Here is a 19,343-nt window from a genome sequence, read left to right on the forward strand (position 1 = left end):
AAATCCGGCGGCAGAGGCGCGGATGTAGTGCACCCCGTGCGCTACATGGAGGAAATCCGGCGGCAGAGGCGCGGATGTAGTGCACCCCGTGCGCTACATGGGGGAAGTCCGGCGACAAAAAAGCAAAAGTAGTGCACCCCGTGCACTACTTGAGAAGAACCTGACGATAGCCGGAGAATGTCAAGCCCCCGGGGGCTTGACTTGCGCGCCGCTAAATCGAACGAAGCCGGGCAAGACGGCGCTAATGGAAGGGGTTCGCCGTCCGCCGTCCGCCGTCGGTATCGTTCGCCAAGCCCGCATCCCCCGCACCCAGAGATATTCGGCTGTCTCGCTTTTCGCGCGAACGCATCGGCTTCCTCTCGCCTTTCAATCACAGCGACTCCTTGATCACCCGTTTCGAATAGAGAACGGACAACAGCCCGAACACGGAGTAGAGCGCCGTATACAAGAGCATGACCAGAACCATCGGCGCCCACAGCTCGGTACCGAAGAAGAACCAGCCGGATTTGACGGCGAAATAGCTGTGGGCCAAGCCGACCGCGAGCGGAATGCCGAAGTTGAACAGCTGCTTGATCCGGATGCCGCCCAGCAGATCTTGCCTGGTAAAGCCGAGCTTGCGCAAGATCGTATAGCTCGGACGCTCCTCTTCGCTTTCGTCCATTTGCTTGAAGTACAGGATGCAGCCGGACGTTATCAGGAACGTCAATCCGAGGAAGCCGACGATAAACATCATGAGGCCCATGCTGCTTTTCTGGTTCGCGGCCAGATCCGGCTGCGATTCCCGGTAAGAATCGCCGGAACCGTCCAGACGGTGGAACGCCTCGTTGGCCTTGCCCAGCTCGGCAGAGTCGACGATGTCGATACCGAGATACGTCGAGTATTGCAATTGCAGCTCCGGTTTCGGATCGGCCGCCAGACGCTCGTAAACCGCATGATCGACGACCGCCGTCGGCATGCTGGCCGTAAAATATATCGACAGGACGGGGTCTTTTCGCAATCCGTCGATGTCCAGCTCGAACGTCTCCGAATTCCCTTGTATGCCAATCGTTCCGGAGCTTTTTAACGACAAGAACTGCATCATGGCGTCGTTGTAGCCCGCGAGCAGCACCTTGTCCGGCTTGACGTCGAGTCCCGGCAAGGAATGTTCGCTGACGACCGGGAACACGGCCGTTTCGTCCTGCTGCCCCGTCAGGAAGCTCGAGCCGATCAGGTCGGCCGCGTTCGTTTCGGCGATGACCGCGTCCCGGCGAACTTCCTCATATTCGATGCCGGCTTCCGCCAGAGCCGCGGCAAATTCGGCGAAACCGGCTTCATCCAGGATGGCGAAGTGGTTCGGAACGCTTTGCCGGGCCGATTTTTCCGCCGAATAATACGAGATATAGCTGAGCGAGAGCAGCCCGATCGCGAGCGCCGATACCGTCGTAATGACGGTAAGCAGCAGCGCGTTGGATTTCATCCGGAACATGATCGACGACAGCGACAGCACGCCTTTGACGGATAGGTACCCGCCTTTGCTTTTGCGGATCAGGTTGAAAACGAAGCTGACCGAGCCTTTATACAGCAAATACGTGCCGACGATGACCGACCCCAGAATGGAGACCATGGCCAAATACAGCTCGGTCAACGTGACGAAATCGCCGCCGAACAGCTTGGTCGATACGTAGTATCCCGCCCCGATCGCCCCGATGCCGAGCAGGCCGATCAGAATCTCGAAGAAGGACAGCTTCTTCACCCGGGTCTGGGCGGTCGAAACGACGCGGAAGAGCGACAGAATGCTTTGCCGCGCGATAAACATGAAATTCATGACCATGATCAAAACATAGATGGCCGTAAACACGGCGACGGTCTGAATGAGCGCGTCGGTCGAGAAGTTCAGCTCGGCCTCGGCCTCCGCGCCGACGATTTTGAACAGGATCATCAGGATGAGACGCGAAATGGAAAAGCCGAACAAAATGCCGAGCAGCAGGGAGCCGTAATAGATGATCCCGTTTTCGCTGCTTAAAATCCGGAAAATTTTCCCTTTCGTCAACCCGATCAATTGGAACAAGCCGATTTCCTTGCTGCGCCGCTTGATGAAAATATTGTTGGCGTAAAGCACGAAGACGGTGACGATCGCCACGAGCAGCACCGAGGCCGCCCGAAGGGCCGCGCCTCCTTTGACCGATCCCTCGTACGGGTCCAGCGCCGGATCGAACAGAAGGGTAACGAACGAGAAATACAGCATGACGCTGAAGATCAGGGCGAAGACGTACAAATAATAATTTTTCAGATTTTTTTTCAAATTGCGCCAGATCAATCCGTAGAGGCTCATTCCTGCACACCGCCCAACACGCCTTGCGTCCTCATAATGCCGTTAAAGAAGTCCTGCCGGGTTTCCTCTCCTTTGATCAGCTGCGTGTAGATTTGTCCGTCTTTTATGAAAACGACCCTGCTGCAAAAGCTGGCGGCTACGGGATCGTGCGTGACCATGACGATGGTCGACTGAATTTTCCGGTTCAGCTCGCTCAATTTGTTCAACAGGTCGGAAGCCGATTTCGAATCGAGCGCCCCCGTCGGCTCGTCCGCGAAAATGATGCCGGGGTCGTGAATGAAGGCGCGGGCGGCCGACGTGCGCTGCTTCTGGCCGCCGGATATTTCGTTCGGATATTTGTCCTTCAGCTCGAAGATGCCGAGATCCGTCGCGATCCGCTTGAATTTGGCGTCGGCTTCTTTTTTCGGGACGTTCTGGATCGACAGCGGCAGCAGCACGTTTTCTTTGACCGTGAGCGTGTCGAGCAGATTGTAATCCTGAAAAATAAAGCCCAAGTGCCGTTTCCGGAACTCGGCAAGCTCCTTCTCTTTCATTTCCGTAAACGTTTTGCCTTCGATCTTGATGCTGCCGAGACTGACCTTGTCGATGGAGGACAGCACGTTCAGCAGCGTCGTCTTGCCCGAGCCGGACGGGCCCATGATGCCGACGAATTCGCCTTTGTCCACCTGCAGGTCGATGCCCTTCAGCACCTCCTGGCGGTTGAATTTGTTGCCGTAGCTTTTATAAATTTTATTTGCTTCCAATATGGCGTTCACTAAAAATCACTCCCGTCTATTATGCCTTTATCATAACCGGATCTCCTCCCCGTTTCCTTCGAATCGCCGAACAAATAACGAAAGCATGTGACATTATTGTCACATGCCCGTTACCCTTGCGAAATCGTTCTGGCGCGGGAACGTCAGCGTGAACGTCGTTCCCGCGCCGGGCGCCGACTCCGCCTCGATGCGGATTTGCAGGGCGTCGGCGGCCTTGCGGGCCAGATAGAGCCCCATCCCGGTCGAGGCGGCGTCCTGGTGCAGAGACGTCGACGTAAACCCTTTGTCGAAAATGCGGGGCATATCCTTCGCGTCGATGCCGCGCCCGAAATCGCGGACGCGAAGGCGGACGCGGCCGTCCTCCCGTTCGCTTTCGACGATAATGTCGGACGCTTTGCTGTACTTGACGGCGTTCGTCAGAAGCTGCCGGAGGATGAAGCCCAGCCATTTGGCATCCGTGAGCGCTTCGGCAGCCGGCAGAGACACGTCGAAGCCGATTCCTTTTTGCATGCACCAGGATTTCAGCATCCGGATTTCCTGATGGACGACCGGGGCAAGTTCGGTACGTTCGATAAACAAATCGTTTTCCATGAACGGAATCCGCTCCCGGTGAAGCTGCTGGTCCAGCAGCAAATGGATGCGGAGCCATTCGTACATGAGCCGGGACTTCGCCTTTTCGTCGTCGAGACGGTCGATGATCAGCTGCATCGCGGTTAGCGGCGTTTTCACTTCGTGGATCCAGGACAGCAGGTCGTCCTTTTCCTCTTCATGCTCGATTTGACGCATCGACGAGTCGCGCTTGTATCGCTCGCTCTGTTCCATCAGCTTGTCCAGCGTCATGCGCTCGAACGGGCCGGCGGGTTCCGCCAGGTCGCCCGGATCGCACGTGTCGTCCCAGGCGTCCAGACTTTTGTAAAACCGCGTCTCCCTGTGATAACGCGCGAACAGAAATCCCGCGAACAGAAGGGATGACAGCAGGATGACGTAGAGCAGCGACGCGATCGGGACCGAGGGGTCGAGAACCGCGACGAACAGAACAAGCAGCTGGAGCGCAACGAACATGACGATCCAACTGCGGCGCTCCCGGATAAATATCCCGATCATGGAGCGTCCGCCTCTTCCGTGGCCATGTAGCCCTGGCCGACTTTCGTTTCGATGTAAACGGCCAGGCCGATCGCCTCGAGCTTTTTGCGCAGCCGGTTGACGTTGACGGTCAGCGTATTGTCGCTGACGAATTGCTCGTTGTCCCACAAGCTCCTCATCAGTTCTTCCCGGTCGACGATCTTGTTTTTGCGTTCGACGAGCGTTTTTAAAATGAGCATTTCGTTTTTCGTCAGCTCGACCGCGCCCTCGCCGTTCGTTACGGTATTGCGGACGTACTCGACCGCGGCGCCCCGCCAGGTTCGAAGCTCGACCCGATCGGTGCCGTAATCGTAAACGCGCCGCAGCGTGGCCTGGATTTTGGCGATCAGCACGTCGAAATGGAACGGCTTCTGCACGAAGTCGTCCGCGCCGAGCTGCATGGACATCACCATGTCGGTCGGGTGATCCCGCGAGGACAGGAAGATGATCGGCACGTTGGAATGGGAGCGGATCATCCGGCACCAATGGAAGCCGTCGAATTTCGGCAGCCGGATATCGATAATGACCAGATGGGGCTGGATGGCGGTAAACTCCTGCAGCACCTTGCCGAAATCCTCGACGCCGAAAACGTCGTAGGACCATTGCGTAAGCCGCTCCTTCACTTCCCGGAACAGCGTCAGGTCGTCTTCGATCAGCATGATTTTGAACAAAGGGGGTCACCCCGCATGATGGTTTTTGGCATGTTCAGTGTATCGGAAAAGTCCGGCCCGCGCCAGAAGCCGAAAAAGCAAGAAGGCTGAGGAACATTGCCCGGGGGATCGGACGAGGCGCGGAAATTCCGGGACGGCGTGAACCCGGGGCGCTTTACGATTGTCTATAATGGTAAGGGGGTGGGCGACATAGGCGACGATTACGTGAAATACCTGAAGCAAGCTAACGCGGAGTGGCTGGAGGAAACGATGGCCGCCTACGGACAAGACGTATGGAATTTCGCATTCCTGATTACGAAAAACAGGGCGATGGCGGACGATGTCGCGCAGGAAACGTTTCTTCGCGCATACCGTCAAGTGCACGAGTTCCGGGGAGAATCGTCCGTGAAAACCTGGCTGCTGAAAATTACGCGAAACATCAGCCTGAATCACCGCAATGCCGCCTTTATCCGCAAAGTGCTGCTGGTGGACTTGATCGCCCGGAAAGGGAGCGAGCGTTCGGCGGAGCAGACGTTTATGGAGCGCGAAGTCGTGAATGCCGTTTGGGCATGTTTGTTCAAACTGCCCGACAAGCATCGCGAAGCGCTTCTGCTGCACGTCAAGCACCAGATGCCGCTGCACGAAATCGCCCATGTCCTCGGCATTCCGGAAGGGACGGTCAAATCCCGGCTTTTCTCGGCAAGAAAAAAACTATCCAAGATGCTCAAGGAGGAATCGGTTTATGAACCGGTCTGATCCGGAGTGGTACGAAGATCTGAAGAAGGAGCCGTTCAGAACCGGCATGTTCACCGAGCGGATCGCCGGGCGGATTCGGGAAGATGCGCATCGGATCCGCGCGAAGGGGAGCCTCGAATCGAAACGTAAGTTTGCGTCGGGGGAGCGGTTCTTGCGGCGATGGCGGGAGTCGTGCTGATCGCGGTCGCCTTGCTGGCGAATGACCGTTGGATAAACGAGCGGGCGGATCGCGAAACGCTGCTGTCCCCGGCGGAGTCTTCGGTCGATCATCCGAGCGTTCAAACGGGGATGCCGGACGAGCTCGGCCCCCCTGTCGTCGAGGTTCTTCGCACCGTTCGCACGGAGGAAACCGCCATCGTTTTCAAAAGGGAAACGTACGCTTACAAGGAGCATCGATCGGTCCGGCTGGTCGCGGACTTCTACGAGGGCGGAGAAAAAGAAACGGATGCCGACAAGCCCCAAGGGAGCGTTGCCTTCTCCGTCTTGTTCGAGAACGGAGAGGCGCCCGAAGAACGGATTTTTTCGGGGAACTTTGGCAAGGGGGGCCAGCTCGTATCCGTCGGCATGCTGTTCGATCCCCAAATCTCGAGGGTGCGCGCGGTCGAATGGGAAACGGGCGCCGTACATGACGCGGAGATTGCGGCAGGAGCGGACGGCAACCGATATTGGTCCGTGTTCGTTCCGTATTCGCGCCAGGGGTACAGGCTCGAGGGGCTGAACGACCGGAGCGAGGTCGTCGCCGACGCGGCGGAGTTCGAGTGAAGCGATGAGCAGGCTTGCGTGCAAAGTTCGCGAAACGCAAAAGAGCCGTCAGGTCGGAAATTCATTCCTGAAGGTTCTTTTTTTGGGGGAAGTTCCCGGGCATGCCCGGGAACCGGCGCGTTGGGAAGCCTATGCTGGATTTTAGCGCCGCGAGCCTCAGGCGCCGGCCGGCTCCGACGCTAGGGCACGAGCAGCACGACCTTGCCGGGGCCGCGGCGGGATTCGACCTCGCGATGGGCGCTGGCCGCCTGCGCGAGCGGAAGCGTCTTCCGGACGTGAAGGCGAAGCTTGCCCTTTGCATAGAGATCGACGAGCTCGGCGAGCCGGGCGGCGGAGCGCTGGCTGGTCATCCAGCGGATGCCAAGCTCCCGATAGGATTCGAAAGCGTAAATCGTGCCGATGCGGTTCTTGTCCTTGACCAGCTCCGCCGCGGCCATAAGCCCGGCGCTGCCCAGAGGAACTCTACTAATGTCTAAACGGTTACAAGCATAAGTCGACCTGTGGATGCCGGACTAAACATATGCCGGGCCGAACATTGACGAAAGCGAACGTTGCTTCGAGTTGGAGTCGATATTGCCTAGATACGAAGGCTGTAGTCACCTATCAAAAGATGGCCGATATCTCGATTTTATTGAGGATAGTCACCAACAATTGTTCTTCAATGCGGGCATGACTAAGCAGATCGACATGTGTACTAAAATTTTGGATGCTCGATTCATCATAGAATTTTGATAGTGACCACCCTTTTTTTATTCGGGTAATAGAGTATTGACAATTATTATATATAAACTCAATTTCTCTCCCTTGTACAAGATCTCTTTCAAGATCCTGGATTGTATAGCTCATAGTCTGATCCCTACCTTTACTTTTAATTACCAATTATAAGCACCTTTCCATAAAAGGAAAGGTGCTTATGGCTCCTAATAAGCCGGTCCCCGATACGGAGAGCCACCTTCTGGCCAGTTCCAATTATGACGATGGGGAACTTTGGGATGTTCTTTAGGATTGCCATGATCGGTATAATCAATATCCACTTCGGCTTTGCCTCCTGCACCATAATATCTTCGTTGAATAACTTTCCCGTCTTTCACTAAGTCCTTCGAAGTAAAATTACCTTCTCCTTGAATCGGAAGGCTGCTTTCTTCTGTTTCTTCGCTATGCCCGAGAGGTGAAGGATCCCCATCATTTTTGGCTTTTTCGTACAGCATGATAACTGGAATAATTGATGCAGTAACCTTCTTTGGAGATACAATAGCAAACGTAGCGGAGGCAAACAGAAGTAATGCAAAGACTCCTAAAACCATTTTTCTCATAAGTCTCACAACTCCTCCCATGTGTAATACAAACAATTTTAGTTAAATTATTTCCAAAAAAATAATAAAAAGTATCTAATTTCCATAAGTAAATTTTACTTATTTTTCGTTTTTTATGTCTGACATTGTTGTGATATGTCTAATTTTGGTTTTTATCGTAACACTATTAAAATTCAATGATCTTTCGATGGTGTTATCTTGTTCCCAATTCGAGTTGAGTCTTTAAAATTTGGGATGTCACATCGTCATAGAATACATCGACAGTTTTCTTTTTTGACGTCGCTCAACTAGAGCTACCAAATATTGTAAATTCAGTTAGGGCCCACTAAAACTAAGTAGAATGTTTTCGTTCATTTGTGTGGAGTGCGTTTACAGACAGCGGCATTTCCCGGTTGCCCGGAAGGCAAGCCTCGTTCAAGCGTCCGGCTTGCCGGGCTGCTCCCTGAAATAATCGACGACTTTCCGGATGAACGTGTTGGCCGCCTGGCCGAGAAACCGGTCCGACCGATGCAACAGCTCCAGGCTGCGAATCGGAGGATCTTCGGCGATCCGGATGCAGCGAAGGCCCTTCCGGTTCATCGACCGGATGAGCGGATAAGGCTGGATGGTCGCACCGATATTTGACTCCACCAGCCGGATCAGCGGCGTTACGGAGCTGGTCTCCATGATGGTCCGCAGGGCAAAGCCGTGCCGGAGGCAGCTTTCCTCCACCAGATCCCTCCCGATATAGCCGATCGGGAACATGACCGTATCCACTTCCCGCAGCTCCTCGTAAGCGATCGTCCGGCGTTCCGCCAGCGGATGGCTATCCGATACGACCAGCACGTATTCTTCGCGGCACAGCGGAATGCGCACCAGCCGGTTGTCGGGAAAGGTCATCAGGCCGATTCCGATATCGACCTCGTTCCCCAGCACCTTCTGCACGATCTCGACCGTCGAAATGATTTTCAGTTGAATGCGCGGAAATTCGGAATGAAAGTCGACCAGCAGATCGGGAATCCGATAGTCCAGGTCGGAGGGAAGAACGCCGACGCTCAGCAAGCCGCGCCGATGATCCCGGAGCTCGGCGATCGCATCCATCGTGTTATCCAGTTGGCGGACAAGCTGCCGGGCGTGCTCCCGGAGCAGGAGGCCGGCCTGGGTGAGAACGATCTTTTTTCCGACGCGGTCGAAAAGGGGGACCTGCAGCTCGTCTTCCATCGTCTTGATTTGCAGGCTCAAAGTCGGCTGGGAAATGCCGAGCTTTTCCGCGGCTTTCGTAAAATGCAGTTCCTCGCATACGGCCAATTTGCTCATATAATTGAGAAAACCTCAACTCCTCCAAGAGAATCGAGGTTTTCTCTAATTGAGTCATCAAATTTATAAACAAATTTACGAAGCAACGTATAATGAAGTCAGTCCAAGCGTATTATACACGTTTTTATAAGCAGAATACCATTCATAATTATAGGTTGTGCCATTAATTTGCAAAGAAATTGTTCCATTATTAACACCTTGGATAATAAATTCCCATCGATTTTTTGCACTCACCCATCTAAGTTTCATGACGGGAGCACCACTATCTCCTTCAGCACTAACTGCATTAGTAAGCCTAATGTCACTCAGGGTATTAAATCCATATTCACCTCCAGCATTAAATGAAACGCCTGTTTGTTGAACAGTACCTTCCTGTAGATAACCTGTATATGGGGTACTTAAATATATGTAGTCCCCTTGAACTTCATTCCCAGCATCGTTTGCTCCACCAATTACTGCCGAAGTCCCTGCAGTAACCCTTTCAGTAACTTCAATATGTGAAGAGCTATTCAGTACAATATACCCCGCGTCTGCTGTAGTGTTGCCACTTGTTTTGAAACCAAATGTCCCAATTGTTGTCGAACCAAATTTCCACGAATTACCCGTACCATTATAACCACAGTGACCAGCAGTAACAGTTACATTTTGCGTTCCCTTTTTACCATGGAAAGCTGCTGTACATCCACCACCATTAGACTCTACAATTTTATCCCCAGACTTAACATGGAAATCAAAGGAAACCAATTTTGCAATTTGTAATGCATCCTCGTTAACATATTTAGTTAACTCTGACTTGACATCAAGTTCATCTACGATTGCAACAACTTTGTTCGATTTTACATCGACCCAATGACCACGTAGACCCAAAATTTTCTTTGACTGCATTAGGTCACTAAGATTGAGATTATAATTTTCAAGCTCCTTTTTTGAATACTTTACCACTTCATAATCAACATCTTCTTGATTCTCGTTAATTCCCATCAATTTTCCCTTTTGATCTTCATTTAATATTTGCACAATATATTTACTTTTTTGATCATCATAATAAATTCCTTCAACATTAATTCCATTGGACGCGGCTTCATTAACAAGGGAATTTACTCGCTCAAATTGCTCTGCTTGGGCTTTAATTTTTTCTTGTTGTTGTTTCGGAATACTTTCAACACTAGTATACTGAGCATTTGATAAATTGTTGTGTTCATCAGAAGCACTTACTAACGACATATTTAGGATACATAAGATTAAGATTAAGATTGCACTTAAAGCTACCTTGTTTCTCTTCACTATTCTCGTCTCCTTGATCATAGTATTTTTAAAAAAACACATAAAATTCTTAATACGGAAGTAGAATCCTCCCTTCTCATCTTTATACATATTGTAACATTCTTTTACAAGAGGTGAATAGGACTTAACGATCGATTTTTTATAGAGTATTGACAATTATTATATATAAACTCAATTTCTCTCCCCTGTACAAGATCTCTTTCAAGATCCTGGATTGTATAGCTCATAGTCTGATCCCTACCTTTACCTTTACCTTTACCGCCTCGTTCAAGCGTCCGGCTTGCCGGGCTGCTCCCTGAAATAATCGACCACTTTCCGGATGAACGTGTTGGCCGCCTGGCCGAGAAACCGGTCCGACCGGTGCATCAGCTCCAGGCTGCGAATCGGAGGATCTTCGGCGATCCGGATGCAGCGAAGGCCCTTCCGGTTCATCGACCGGATGAGCGGATAAGGCTGGATGGTCGCGCCGATATTCGACTCCACCAGCCGGATCAGCGGCGTTACGGAGCTGGTCTCCATGATGGTTCGCAGGGCAAAGCCGTGCCGGAGGCAGCTTTCCTCCACCAGATCCCTCCCGATGTAGCCGATCGGGAACATGACCGTATCCACTTCCCGCAGCTCCTCGTAAGCGATCGTCCGGCGTTCCGCCAGCGGATGGTTCTCCGATACGACCAGCACGTATTCTTCGCGGCACAGCGGAATGCGCACCAGCCGGTTGTCGGGAAAGGTCATCAGGCCGATTCCGATATCGACCTCGTTTCCCAGCACCTTCTGAACGATCTCGACCGTCGAAATGATTTTCAGTTGAATGCGCGGAAATTCGGAATGAAAGTCGACCAGCAGATCGGGCATCCGGTAGTCCAGGTCGGAGGGAAGAACGCCGACGTTCAACAAGCCGCGCCGATGATCCCGGAGCTCGGCGATCGCATCCATCGTGTTATCCAGTTGGCGGACAAGCTGCCGGGCGTGCTCCCGGAGCAGGAGGCCGGCCTGGGTGAGAACGATCTTTTTTCCGACGCGGTCGAAAAGGGGGACCTGCAGCTCGTCTTCCATCGTCTTGATTTGCAGGCTCAAGGTCGGCTGGGAAATGCCGAGCTTTTCCGCGGCTTTCGTAAAATGAAGTTCCTCGCATACGGCCAAAAACGTTTTGAGCTGGCGAAGTTCCATTGTTTTGCGCCTCATATCATTGGTTTTTTCAATGATTATAATAGTAACCATTGTATTGATCAATGGACCGGGGGTGATTACACTTTAAGGACAAATCACACCGTTTGGTTGGAGGCGACTTGTTTTTGAAAACGTTCCTGTTCGTCATCGCTCTTTTTCTGGCATCGCTCAATTTGCGGCCCTCCATTTCTTCCGTGTCGCCTCTACTGGAAACGATCCGAAGCGATCTGGGCATGAGCGGCTTCGCGGCAAGCCTGCTGACGACGCTGCCCGTCCTCTGCATGGGGATCTTCGCTCCGAGCGCCGTAAGATGGAGCTCGCGCTGGGGGACGGAACGCTCGCTCGCCGCCGCCGTCGCTCTGATCGGAGCGGCGACGCTGCTTCGGTACGCCGCTTATTCCCCGGCTTTGCTGTTTGCGACCGCGCTCCTGGCCGGAGTCGGCATCGCGGTTTCCGGACCGCTGCTGTCCGGCTTCATCAAAAAGCATTTCGCGAAAAGGGAATCCTTCTTCATCGGGATTTACTCGATGACGCTGATGATCGGCGCGGCCTTGAGCTCCGGCCTGTCCGTGCCGCTCCAAGGGGCGTTCGGCGGATCGTGGCGGGCGTCTCTGGCTTTTTGGGGATGGCTCGCGGTTGCGACTCTGGCGCTCTTGCTGCGGATCGCCCGGCAATCGGGGAAGCCGATTCCCTCGAAAGCCGGCGCGACGGCAGGGCGGCGGCTTCCGCTGCGGGATTCCCGCGCCTGGCTGCTGACCCTCTTTTTCGGCCTCGTTTCCTTCGTTTACTATTCCATTTTGGCGCGGCTCGGACCCGTTGCCGAAGCTTTGGGGCATGGGCGGACGGTCGGCGGCGCCGTGCTGACGCTATTCTCGCTCGTCTCAATGCCGGTCGGACTAGCGGTGCCGGTACTGATGAGTCGTTCCGGCAACCGTCTGCATGTCGGGCTTGTGCTCGTCGCGTTCGATGGACGGCCGCGATCCTGCTCGGCCTTGAAGCCGGCGGTTTGCTCCCGCTCGTCTTGACGCTGCCGGTCATGAAAGCGCGAAGTCCGGAGGAGACATGCGCCTGGTTCGCCATGACCCAATCTGGCGGTTATTTAATCGGCGCTTTCGGCCCCCTTCTTGTCGGGCTGTCCCACGATCATTCCGGTGGCTACGCGCTGTCGTTTTGCGGGTTGGCCGTGCTGGCGTTCGGGATGATTCCGATTTTGGTTCGGACTGTCAAAGGATGAAGCCTCTGGCCCGCTTTTAGCGGGTCGGCGGCTGCCTTCACCGTGCTAAAGCGCGTTTGGGATGCTTGCAATGTTCCGGCTTCGAGGCGCGGGCGATTTCGCTTTTCGCGAAGCCTGGGCAAACCATTCTGTTTTCGGATCGGCGTCATAGAATAGAATGCAAGGGGGCGGATGACATGGGATTTCAAACGGTCCTGGCAGTTCTGCTTGCGCTTTCGTGTTCGGCCGGTTTCATCCTGTTTCGCAAAAACGCGGTTCCGATCGTCCGCCGCCCCTTTTCCGCCGCCGGGAAGCTGTCCGTCATCATTCCCGCGAGAAACGAAGAGAAAAGCCTTCCTTTTCTTCTGGAATCGCTTCGCCGTCAAAGCCTGCCGCCGCACGAGATCATCGTCGTGGACGACGCTTCGGAAGACCGGACGAAGGAAATCGCCGAAAGCTGCGGGGTCGAAACGATCGAAAATCCGCCGCTTCCCCCCGGCTGGACGGGCAAAAACTGGGCGGTCTGGAACGGTTACGCCCGGTCTTCCGGCGATTTGATCGCTTTTCTGGACGCCGACGTCAGATTGGCCCCGCACGCGCTGGAGTCGCTGCTTGCGGCAAGAGAGCGTACGGGCGGCGTCATCTCCGTCGTGCCGTTTCATCATACGGAGAAATTGTACGAACGGCTGGCGCTTATCCCCAACATTTTGGGCATCTTCGCGTTTACGTCCCCTTTTGAAAAAAACAACCCGCAGAAAGGCCTGTACGGCTCCTGCATCTTCGCGAAGAGAGCGGACTACGACCGGGCCAAAGGGCATGAGGGAGTCAAGTCCGAGCTGCTCGACGATCTGAGTCTGGGCGCAAACTTCGCGAAAGCCGGCATTCCGGTCACGAACTTTATCGGACGCGGGCTGGTGTCCTTCCGCATGTACCCCGGCGGCATCCGCAGCGAAGTGGAAGGCTTCGGCAAAGGTGCGGCGCTGAGCGCCGGCAAGTTGAGCCTGAAAACGGTGCTCCTGACGGCTTTTTGGCTTGTCGGGCTCCTGGCCGCGGAAGCGGCGCCGTTTTTCCTGCATACGCCGGCAGGGCTTCCCCTGGCTGCGGGTTACCTTCTTTTTACGCTGCAAATGATTTATTTCGTTAACTATACGGGCCGTTTCGGAAAATGGATGCCGCTCCTGCATCCGCTGAGCACGGCCTTTTTCCTGTTCGTCATGCTTTATTCGCTGTATCGGGTGCTGTTCGTAGGACGCGTGGCCTGGAAGGGAAGAGATATCGACCTGGGAGGCTGACGTGAACGATGATACTCGTATGGACGGCGGTTTCGTTTTTGACCGGCTCCCTCATGTTCTCCTACTGGCTGGGCCTGATCGCCCGCCGCAATTTGAGAACGGTCGGCGACGGGAATCCCGGGGGACTGAATTTGTGGAAAGCGGCCGGGTTTGCGTACGGTTTGTCCGGGATCTCGCTCGATTTTTTAAAAGGGTACGTGCCGGTCCTCGCGCTGGCGGGTTCCGGCTCCATTTCCGGTTACGGCATCGTTCCGGTCGCTCTCGCTCCCGTTGCGGGCCATGCCTTTTCCCCGTTTATGAAGGGAAGGGGCGGCAAGGCGATCGCGGTCACGTTCGGCGTGTGGAGCGGATTGACCGGATTCGGCGCGTCCTTGGCCTATGCCGTCATTCTCGCGATTTTGCTGGCGGCCGGGCGCTTATGGCGGAAAGGCAGGCCGTCGTCCTCCGCGGCCGACGGCTTTCAGGTGGTGCTCGGCATGCTGCTTCTTGGCGTCTATTTGCTGGAGAGCGGGTATTCGCGGGAGATTTTGGCGTTTTGGCTGGGCAACTTTTTGCTGCTCTTTTATACGCATCGGCGGGAGCTGCGGCAAATCGCGAAGCGGGAGAAGTCGCCTTGACTCCGGATTCCGGCAGGCATAGTATGGAGGCAAAGGTTCTGTGCGGGAGCGATCGAAATGAATCCGGAAAACGGAAATAAGCCCTACCTGACCCGTTACGGTTTTGAAGTATTCGACGAGCATTACTTTTACCTGCCTTCCGATTACAAGACCAGAGCGCGAAAAGTGGAACGCGAATATGACAATCTGGCAGTCCGTTACGCCGATCCGCACGATGTTTGGTTTACGAAGCTGGCGGCGTTCAGGAACAAGGACAGGTTCGATATGATTCGGATGATTCGGGAACGAGTCGTTGACGTTTCGGTACTCGATCGGCTGTTCGATTCATGGAACCGACATTGGTTCGACGGCAGCGCCGAGCTGGAGGCCAATTTCGCGGAGGTGAAGCATGAGGCTGCCTGTCAAGATCGTTCCGGAGACGGAGTATAAGCAGGCGTTCCGAAAATACGTTTTCGGGCTTGCGGAAAAGTGGCTTGACGAGAAACTGGAAGCGGAGAAGCCGGACGCCGTTCTGACGCGAATCCGGAAGGCTTCTCATCGAAATCATCGGCTGACATATTTGCCGTACTTGCTTCCGTTCGCCGACGTTCGGTATGAGGGGGCCGTTCCGAAGGAAACGGTTGCCGCCATGCGCGCCGCGCTGTTCGGCATGAGGATGAACGGTCTGCCGTATAACGACTTCATGCTCGACCGCTTCTGCGACATCTTGTTGGAAGGGGCGGATCCCGCGGATTTCCCCGGAACTCCGCTTCCGGAGGACTATAAGGACTTGCAAAAGCTGATTTGGACGTTCGTCCAGTCCTTCCGGCGGGATGTGAATTTGCGATACCCGGGCGAGGATGAGGCGATTTAGGGTCAGAATGCAGGAGCGTTAGGGAGGAATTTTCATCTCGGGTTGAACTTGAAAAGTTTTTCGCAAATCGCCAAGCCGCCTTTTGGGCGGTTTTTTTCTTTTGTCCGAAATTTTCGACTCTAATCCGCCATCGATTGTTTGCCGCCGACAGCGGCGGCGAAAGGGGAAATGGCGGCACCGAGATCGGCAAGACGAACTCTCGAAAGCTGATTCTAATTCGGCCTCCTGCGGGTAAATAGGTCGTATCAGCCTTTTTTAGGAGAGTGATTGCGTTGAAACTCGTCTTGTTGTCCGGAGGATCGGGCAAACGTCTGTGGCCGCTGTCGAACGATTCCAGATCGAAACAATTCTTGAAAGTTCTAGAGGGGCCGAACGGCGAAGCCGAATCGATGGTGCAGCGGGTATGGCGGCAGCTGTCGAAAGCCGGTTTCGGGCAGTCCGCCTGCGTGGCCACGAACCGCGCGCAATCGGAAATGATCATGAGCCAGCTTGGACCGGACGTGCCGCTGATCGTCGAACCGGAGCGGCGGGACACGTTCCCGGCGATCGCGCTGGCGGCTTCCTACCTGTACTCCGTCGATAACGATTCGCCCGATACGATCGTGACGGTGCTTCCGGTCGACCCGTACGTGGAGGATGGCTTTTTCGAGCGAATCCGGCAGCTCGAGCGGGCGCTGCGGGATACGGGAGCGAACCTGGCGCTGATGGGCGTCGTGCCGACCGTGCCGTCCGAGAAGTACGGGTATATCGTGCCGTCGGACGAGGACAGCGGAGCCGAAGGCGTCCTGCGAGTCGGCAGCTTCCGCGAAAAGCCGGACCGCGCGGCGGCCGAGCGGCTGATCGCGAGCGGAGCGCTCTGGAATTGCGGCGTGTTCGCGTTCCGCCTCGAGTATATGCTGCGCAAGCTGACGGAGCTCGGACTGCCGATCCGCTTCGAAAAGCTGTCGGAAAGCTACGGCGAGCTGCCGAAGACGAGCTTCGACTACGCGGTGGCGGAAAAAGAGGAGCGCATCGTCGTGCTGCCGTACGAGGGAGAATGGAAAGATCTCGGTACGTGGAACACGCTCACGGAAGAGATGAGCGGCAATCAGATCGGCACAGGCATCGTCACGGCCGATTCCGAAAACACGCATCTAATCAACGAGCTGGGCATTCCGGTTGCGGTTATCGGCATCCGCGGCGCGGTCGTTGCGGCAAGTCCCGACGGCATTCTGGTGACGTCCAAGGAGGAAAGCCCGCGCATCAAGGATGTGATCGACGACGTGCGGCAGCGGCCGATGTACGAGGAGCGGCGATGGGGGCGTTACCGCGTCGTGGATTACGTGAAATATCCGGAAGGGTACGAGGTGCTGACGAAGCGCATTCTGATTCGGGCCGGCCGGTGGATCAGCTACCAGTTGCACTACAAACGGAGCGAAATCTGGACGATCGTCAGCGGCGTGGCGGATATCGTCATCAACGACAAGCCGTATCAAGTAAAGCCGGGGGACGTCGTGCGCATTCCCGAAGGAACGAAGCACAGCATCAAGGGGATAACCGACGTGGAACTTATCGAGGTGCAAACGGGCAGCGAGCTGATCGAGGAGGATATCGTCCGGATTTGCGCCGACTGGAACGATATCCCCATCCATCAGTTTATTTGACGGGCGAGACCGGTTGTAGGCGCGCGGTCGCCGGTTCATGGGAAGCGGCGAGAACGTCTTCATTTTAGTGCATTCAAGGACGCCGGAAGGCGTCCTTTCGTCGTCCTGAAAAATGATTAAATGCCTCGCCACCATATATTTCTCGAAATCGACTCGGCCTCCGCGGATCCAGTTGGGTCGTGATTACTCATCTCAACCCGCCAAACGTACATAGCCGAACGTATTAGAGTAAAAATGACTCCTTTCGCCGCCTCCGCACGCACGCTGACGATCCAGTTGGGTCGTGATTACTCATCTCAACCCGCCAGACGCACATAGCCGCTCGCAGTTGAGTAAAAATGACCCATCTCACCGCCTCCGCACGCACGCTGACGATCCAGTTGGGTCGTGATTACTCATCTCAACCCGCCAGACGCACATAGCCGCTCGCAGTTGAGTAAAAATGACCCATTTCGCCGCCTCCGCACGCACGCTGACCTTTTTTCGGACCCGCTCAGGGAACGTGAGAACGGCGCGAGAGATGCTGCGTTCCGATCCCCGAAGAATGGCCGTCAGCCTTCCTTCCGACACGATCCTCTAGTATTTCCCATAAAATTAGGCGTATATTGACAACGATTGTCGCTTCATAATTATGAAAATATTCACTCTTTTTATTTTTATTAACTCCATATAAAATGGGCTACAAAAGGAAAACGGAGCCGTTTCGCCGCCGCCGTTTCGGCTCCGTTCGGGCGGCGGCCCGGCGACAGCCCGGGCGCGACGGCCGCCGGAAGGAGGAGGCCATGAGGAAGCCCGCGGCATTGTTGAAATCGGTATCCTTGTTCGGAGCGGCCGCCGTGCTCGGCTGCGGCTGCAGCCTTTTCTCCGCCCCTTCCGTTTCGCACTCGGATGCCAGCGCCCCGTTGCCCGACGTTTCGATCGTCATCAACGGACTGGACATGCCTTATCCGGAAGGGATGGACGAGAACGACAATCCGTATCTCGATTATATCGAAAGCCATACCGGCCTCGACGTGGACGTGCTGCTGCCGCCGCTCGACGTTTACGAAGACAAGCTGAACGCGATCATGGCTTCGGGCGTGCTGCCCGACCTGATCAACGTGAGCAACGGGGTATGGGTGGACAATTATGTCCGGCAAGGCGCGCTTCTCCCCCTCGACGACCTGCTGGAGAGCTATGGGCGGAACTTGCTGGAAAACATCCCCGAGGCGCTTTGGGATCAAGTCCGCTACGAGGGGGAAATTTACGCGATTCCGAGCGAGTACGAGGTCAAGGGGATGGAGCTGATGTACGTCCGCAAGGACTGGCTTGACAGGCTCGGACTTGCGCCCCCGACGACGCTGGACGAATATGCCGAAGTCATTCGCGCCTTTGCGGAAGACGACCCGGACGGCAACGGCATCGACGATACATACGGCCTTATTTTGACGGAAGAGCTTGGCCGCTCGAGCCCATTCTTCGGCGCGTTCGGCACCCAGCCGGACCAGTGGCTCGAGCGGGACGGACAGCTTGTCTACGGCGGCATCGTGCCGGAGACGAAGGAAGCGCTGGCTTTTCTGGCGCGCCTGTACGCCGAAGGCTGGCTGGAGCCGATGTTTCCGCTCAACCAGACGGCGAATCTCGCCGAGCAGGTCGAGGCGGGCAAAATCGGCCTGTACTCGGCCGCCTGGTACGATACGCGCGGCATTATCCGTAACAGCAAGGCGCACAATCCCGCGGCGGAATGGATTGCGCTGGAATACCCTGTCGGTCCCCATGGCGATTCCGGCGTGTACGCAACGAAGCCGGTCCGGTCCTACAACGTCATTCCGGCGGGGAGCGACCATCCCGAGGCGGCGGTGCAGTTTCTCGATTTTACGGCGGGGGAAGGGTACGAAACGCTGAAGCTCGGCTTCGAAAACGAAGTCTGGCGCATGGAAAACGGCCGGATGAAGACCGATTTCAAGGAGCACAACAAGCACCAGTACAGAGGCATCTATCAGGCGCTGACGGATTACTATAATCCGGAATTGAACGAACAGCGCTTCGACTCGCTCGGCGAGTTCCATCTGACGGAAAATTTGCGCATCATCGAACGAAATATCGTTCCGGATGCGTTCGTCGGCTTGGCGACGCCGTCGATGAGCCGATACATGCGCGAGCTGAAGGAGCTGCAGACGAGCGTGTTCGACCGGATCGTCCTCGGACTCGAGCCGCTTGACGCCTTCGACGAGTTCGTCGCGGATTGGCATGCCGCCGGGGGAGCCGAAACGACCCGCGAAGTCAACGAATGGTACCGCGCGCAGAAGAGGGGAACGGGGCGATAGGGC

Annotated in this window: 20 protein-coding genes; 11 read left to right on the top strand and 9 right to left on the bottom strand. The window is 55.2% G+C overall.

Annotated features, from left to right (window positions below; all coding sequences use genetic code 11):
* Positions 1 to 370 precede the first annotated feature (370 nt).
* The 4 genes from JW799_RS10400 to JW799_RS10415 form a co-directional block, all read right to left on the bottom strand.
* Positions 371 to 2,311 carry an ABC transporter permease gene (locus JW799_RS10400; protein ID WP_205429669.1) on the bottom strand — a complete coding sequence of 647 codons (1,941 nt, stop codon included), beginning with the start codon at positions 2,309 to 2,311 and terminating at the stop codon, positions 371 to 373.
* Positions 2,308 to 3,066 carry an ATP-binding cassette domain-containing protein gene (locus JW799_RS10405; protein WP_205429671.1) on the bottom strand — a complete coding sequence of 253 codons (759 nt, stop codon included), beginning with the start codon at positions 3,064 to 3,066 and terminating at the stop codon, positions 2,308 to 2,310. The genes JW799_RS10400 and JW799_RS10405 overlap by 4 nt, the downstream gene beginning before the upstream one ends.
* A gap of 99 nt (positions 3,067 to 3,165) precedes the next feature.
* Complete coding sequence (locus JW799_RS10410; RefSeq protein ID WP_205429673.1) at positions 3,166 to 4,170, bottom strand: sensor histidine kinase; 1,005 nt, start codon at positions 4,168 to 4,170, stop codon at positions 3,166 to 3,168.
* Entirely contained in the window at positions 4,167 to 4,859 is a 693-nt protein-coding gene (locus JW799_RS10415; protein WP_205429675.1) for a response regulator transcription factor, read from the bottom strand. The genes JW799_RS10410 and JW799_RS10415 overlap by 4 nt, the downstream gene beginning before the upstream one ends.
* A gap of 96 nt (positions 4,860 to 4,955) precedes the next feature.
* On the opposite strand from JW799_RS10415, the gene JW799_RS10420 reads away from it, so the two are divergent.
* From JW799_RS10420 to JW799_RS10430, 3 genes are read left to right on the top strand one after another with little or no spacing between them, the layout of a single operon-like run.
* Entirely contained in the window at positions 4,956 to 5,594 is a 639-nt protein-coding gene (locus tag JW799_RS10420) for an RNA polymerase sigma factor (protein ID WP_240353226.1), read from the top strand.
* Complete coding sequence (locus JW799_RS10425; protein ID WP_205429677.1) at positions 5,581 to 5,772, top strand: hypothetical protein; 192 nt, start codon at positions 5,581 to 5,583, stop codon at positions 5,770 to 5,772. Before JW799_RS10420 ends, JW799_RS10425 begins: the two co-directional genes overlap by 14 nt.
* Positions 5,754 to 6,356 (top strand): hypothetical protein, encoded by a 603-nt coding sequence (locus JW799_RS10430; protein WP_205429679.1) that lies wholly within the window; start codon positions 5,754 to 5,756, stop codon positions 6,354 to 6,356. Before JW799_RS10425 ends, JW799_RS10430 begins: the two co-directional genes overlap by 19 nt.
* A gap of 179 nt (positions 6,357 to 6,535) precedes the next feature.
* On the opposite strand, the gene JW799_RS10435 is transcribed toward JW799_RS10430, so the two are convergent.
* From JW799_RS10435 to JW799_RS10455, 5 genes are all read right to left on the bottom strand, one after another.
* Entirely contained in the window at positions 6,536 to 6,793 is a 258-nt protein-coding gene (locus JW799_RS10435) for a zinc-binding dehydrogenase (protein WP_080831688.1), read from the bottom strand.
* 483 nt (positions 6,794 to 7,276) lie between these two features.
* Positions 7,277 to 7,669 carry a hypothetical protein gene (locus JW799_RS10440; protein WP_139787018.1) on the bottom strand — a complete coding sequence of 131 codons (393 nt, stop codon included), beginning with the start codon at positions 7,667 to 7,669 and terminating at the stop codon, positions 7,277 to 7,279.
* A gap of 414 nt (positions 7,670 to 8,083) precedes the next feature.
* Positions 8,084 to 8,965, bottom strand: a complete 882-nt coding sequence (locus tag JW799_RS10445) for a LysR family transcriptional regulator (protein ID WP_205429681.1) — start codon at positions 8,963 to 8,965, stop codon at positions 8,084 to 8,086.
* A gap of 75 nt (positions 8,966 to 9,040) precedes the next feature.
* A complete protein-coding gene (locus JW799_RS10450) occupies positions 9,041 to 10,249 on the bottom strand; it encodes a S1 family peptidase (protein WP_205429683.1) in 1,209 nt (402 codons plus the stop codon).
* Positions 10,250 to 10,516: 267 nt separating this feature from the next.
* Positions 10,517 to 11,416: a LysR family transcriptional regulator gene (locus tag JW799_RS10455; RefSeq protein ID WP_080833555.1), complete on the bottom strand. Its 900-nt coding sequence runs from the start codon at positions 11,414 to 11,416 to the stop codon at positions 10,517 to 10,519.
* A gap of 125 nt (positions 11,417 to 11,541) precedes the next feature.
* Here JW799_RS10455 and JW799_RS10460 point away from each other — a divergent pair, with 125 nt between their 5' ends.
* From JW799_RS10460 to JW799_RS10495, 8 genes are all read left to right on the top strand, one after another.
* A complete protein-coding gene (locus JW799_RS10460; protein WP_205429685.1) occupies positions 11,542 to 12,441 on the top strand; it encodes an MFS transporter in 900 nt (299 codons plus the stop codon).
* Positions 12,423 to 12,650 carry a hypothetical protein gene (locus JW799_RS10465; RefSeq protein WP_080833551.1) on the top strand — a complete coding sequence of 76 codons (228 nt, stop codon included), beginning with the start codon at positions 12,423 to 12,425 and terminating at the stop codon, positions 12,648 to 12,650. Before JW799_RS10460 ends, JW799_RS10465 begins: the two co-directional genes overlap by 19 nt.
* 176 nt (positions 12,651 to 12,826) lie before the next feature.
* Positions 12,827 to 13,921, top strand: coding sequence for a glycosyltransferase (locus tag JW799_RS10470; RefSeq protein ID WP_205429687.1), 1,095 nt, complete (start codon positions 12,827 to 12,829; stop codon positions 13,919 to 13,921).
* A gap of 8 nt (positions 13,922 to 13,929) precedes the next feature.
* Positions 13,930 to 14,538 (top strand): glycerol-3-phosphate acyltransferase, encoded by a 609-nt coding sequence (locus JW799_RS10475; RefSeq protein WP_205429689.1) that lies wholly within the window; start codon positions 13,930 to 13,932, stop codon positions 14,536 to 14,538.
* 57 nt (positions 14,539 to 14,595) lie between these two features.
* Positions 14,596 to 14,967 carry a DUF6036 family nucleotidyltransferase gene (locus JW799_RS10480; protein ID WP_205429691.1) on the top strand — a complete coding sequence of 124 codons (372 nt, stop codon included), beginning with the start codon at positions 14,596 to 14,598 and terminating at the stop codon, positions 14,965 to 14,967.
* Complete coding sequence (locus tag JW799_RS10485; protein ID WP_080833541.1) at positions 14,927 to 15,391, top strand: hypothetical protein; 465 nt, start codon at positions 14,927 to 14,929, stop codon at positions 15,389 to 15,391. The genes JW799_RS10480 and JW799_RS10485 overlap by 41 nt, the downstream gene beginning before the upstream one ends.
* A 272-nt stretch (positions 15,392 to 15,663) precedes the next feature.
* Positions 15,664 to 17,034: a sugar phosphate nucleotidyltransferase gene (locus tag JW799_RS10490; protein ID WP_080833539.1), complete on the top strand. Its 1,371-nt coding sequence runs from the start codon at positions 15,664 to 15,666 to the stop codon at positions 17,032 to 17,034.
* 782 nt (positions 17,035 to 17,816) lie between these two features.
* Entirely contained in the window at positions 17,817 to 19,340 is a 1,524-nt protein-coding gene (locus tag JW799_RS10495; RefSeq protein WP_205429693.1) for an extracellular solute-binding protein, read from the top strand.
* Positions 19,341 to 19,343 lie beyond the last annotated feature (3 nt).

The organism is Cohnella algarum, from assembly GCF_016937515.1.
Classification (GTDB): Bacteria; Bacillota; Bacilli; order Paenibacillales; family Paenibacillaceae; genus Cohnella; species Cohnella algarum.

Excerpts from the sequence above, each read along its gene's own strand:
- JW799_RS10480 (WP_205429691.1), top strand. The coding sequence starts at position 14,596 with ATGAATCCGGAAAACGGAAATAAGCCCTACCTGACCCGTTACGGTTTT.
- JW799_RS10400 (WP_205429669.1), bottom strand. The coding sequence starts at position 2,311 with ATGAGCCTCTACGGATTGATCTGGCGCAATTTGAAAAAAAATCTGAAA.
- JW799_RS10435 (WP_080831688.1), bottom strand. The coding sequence starts at position 6,793 with ATGGCCGCGGCGGAGCTGGTCAAGGACAAGAACCGCATCGGCACGATT.
- JW799_RS10445 (WP_205429681.1), bottom strand. The coding sequence starts at position 8,965 with ATGAGCAAATTGGCCGTATGCGAGGAACTGCATTTTACGAAAGCCGCG.
- JW799_RS10410 (WP_205429673.1), bottom strand. The coding sequence starts at position 4,170 with ATGATCGGGATATTTATCCGGGAGCGCCGCAGTTGGATCGTCATGTTC.
- JW799_RS10485 (WP_080833541.1), top strand. The coding sequence starts at position 14,927 with ATGAGGCTGCCTGTCAAGATCGTTCCGGAGACGGAGTATAAGCAGGCG.
- JW799_RS10475 (WP_205429689.1), top strand. The coding sequence starts at position 13,930 with ATGATACTCGTATGGACGGCGGTTTCGTTTTTGACCGGCTCCCTCATG.
- JW799_RS10455 (WP_080833555.1), bottom strand. The coding sequence starts at position 11,416 with ATGGAACTTCGCCAGCTCAAAACGTTTTTGGCCGTATGCGAGGAACTT.
- JW799_RS10495 (WP_205429693.1), top strand. The coding sequence starts at position 17,817 with ATGAGGAAGCCCGCGGCATTGTTGAAATCGGTATCCTTGTTCGGAGCG.
- JW799_RS10440 (WP_139787018.1), bottom strand. The coding sequence starts at position 7,669 with ATGAGAAAAATGGTTTTAGGAGTCTTTGCATTACTTCTGTTTGCCTCC.
- JW799_RS10425 (WP_205429677.1), top strand. The coding sequence starts at position 5,581 with ATGAACCGGTCTGATCCGGAGTGGTACGAAGATCTGAAGAAGGAGCCG.
- JW799_RS10430 (WP_205429679.1), top strand. The coding sequence starts at position 5,754 with ATGGCGGGAGTCGTGCTGATCGCGGTCGCCTTGCTGGCGAATGACCGT.
- JW799_RS10470 (WP_205429687.1), top strand. The coding sequence starts at position 12,827 with ATGGGATTTCAAACGGTCCTGGCAGTTCTGCTTGCGCTTTCGTGTTCG.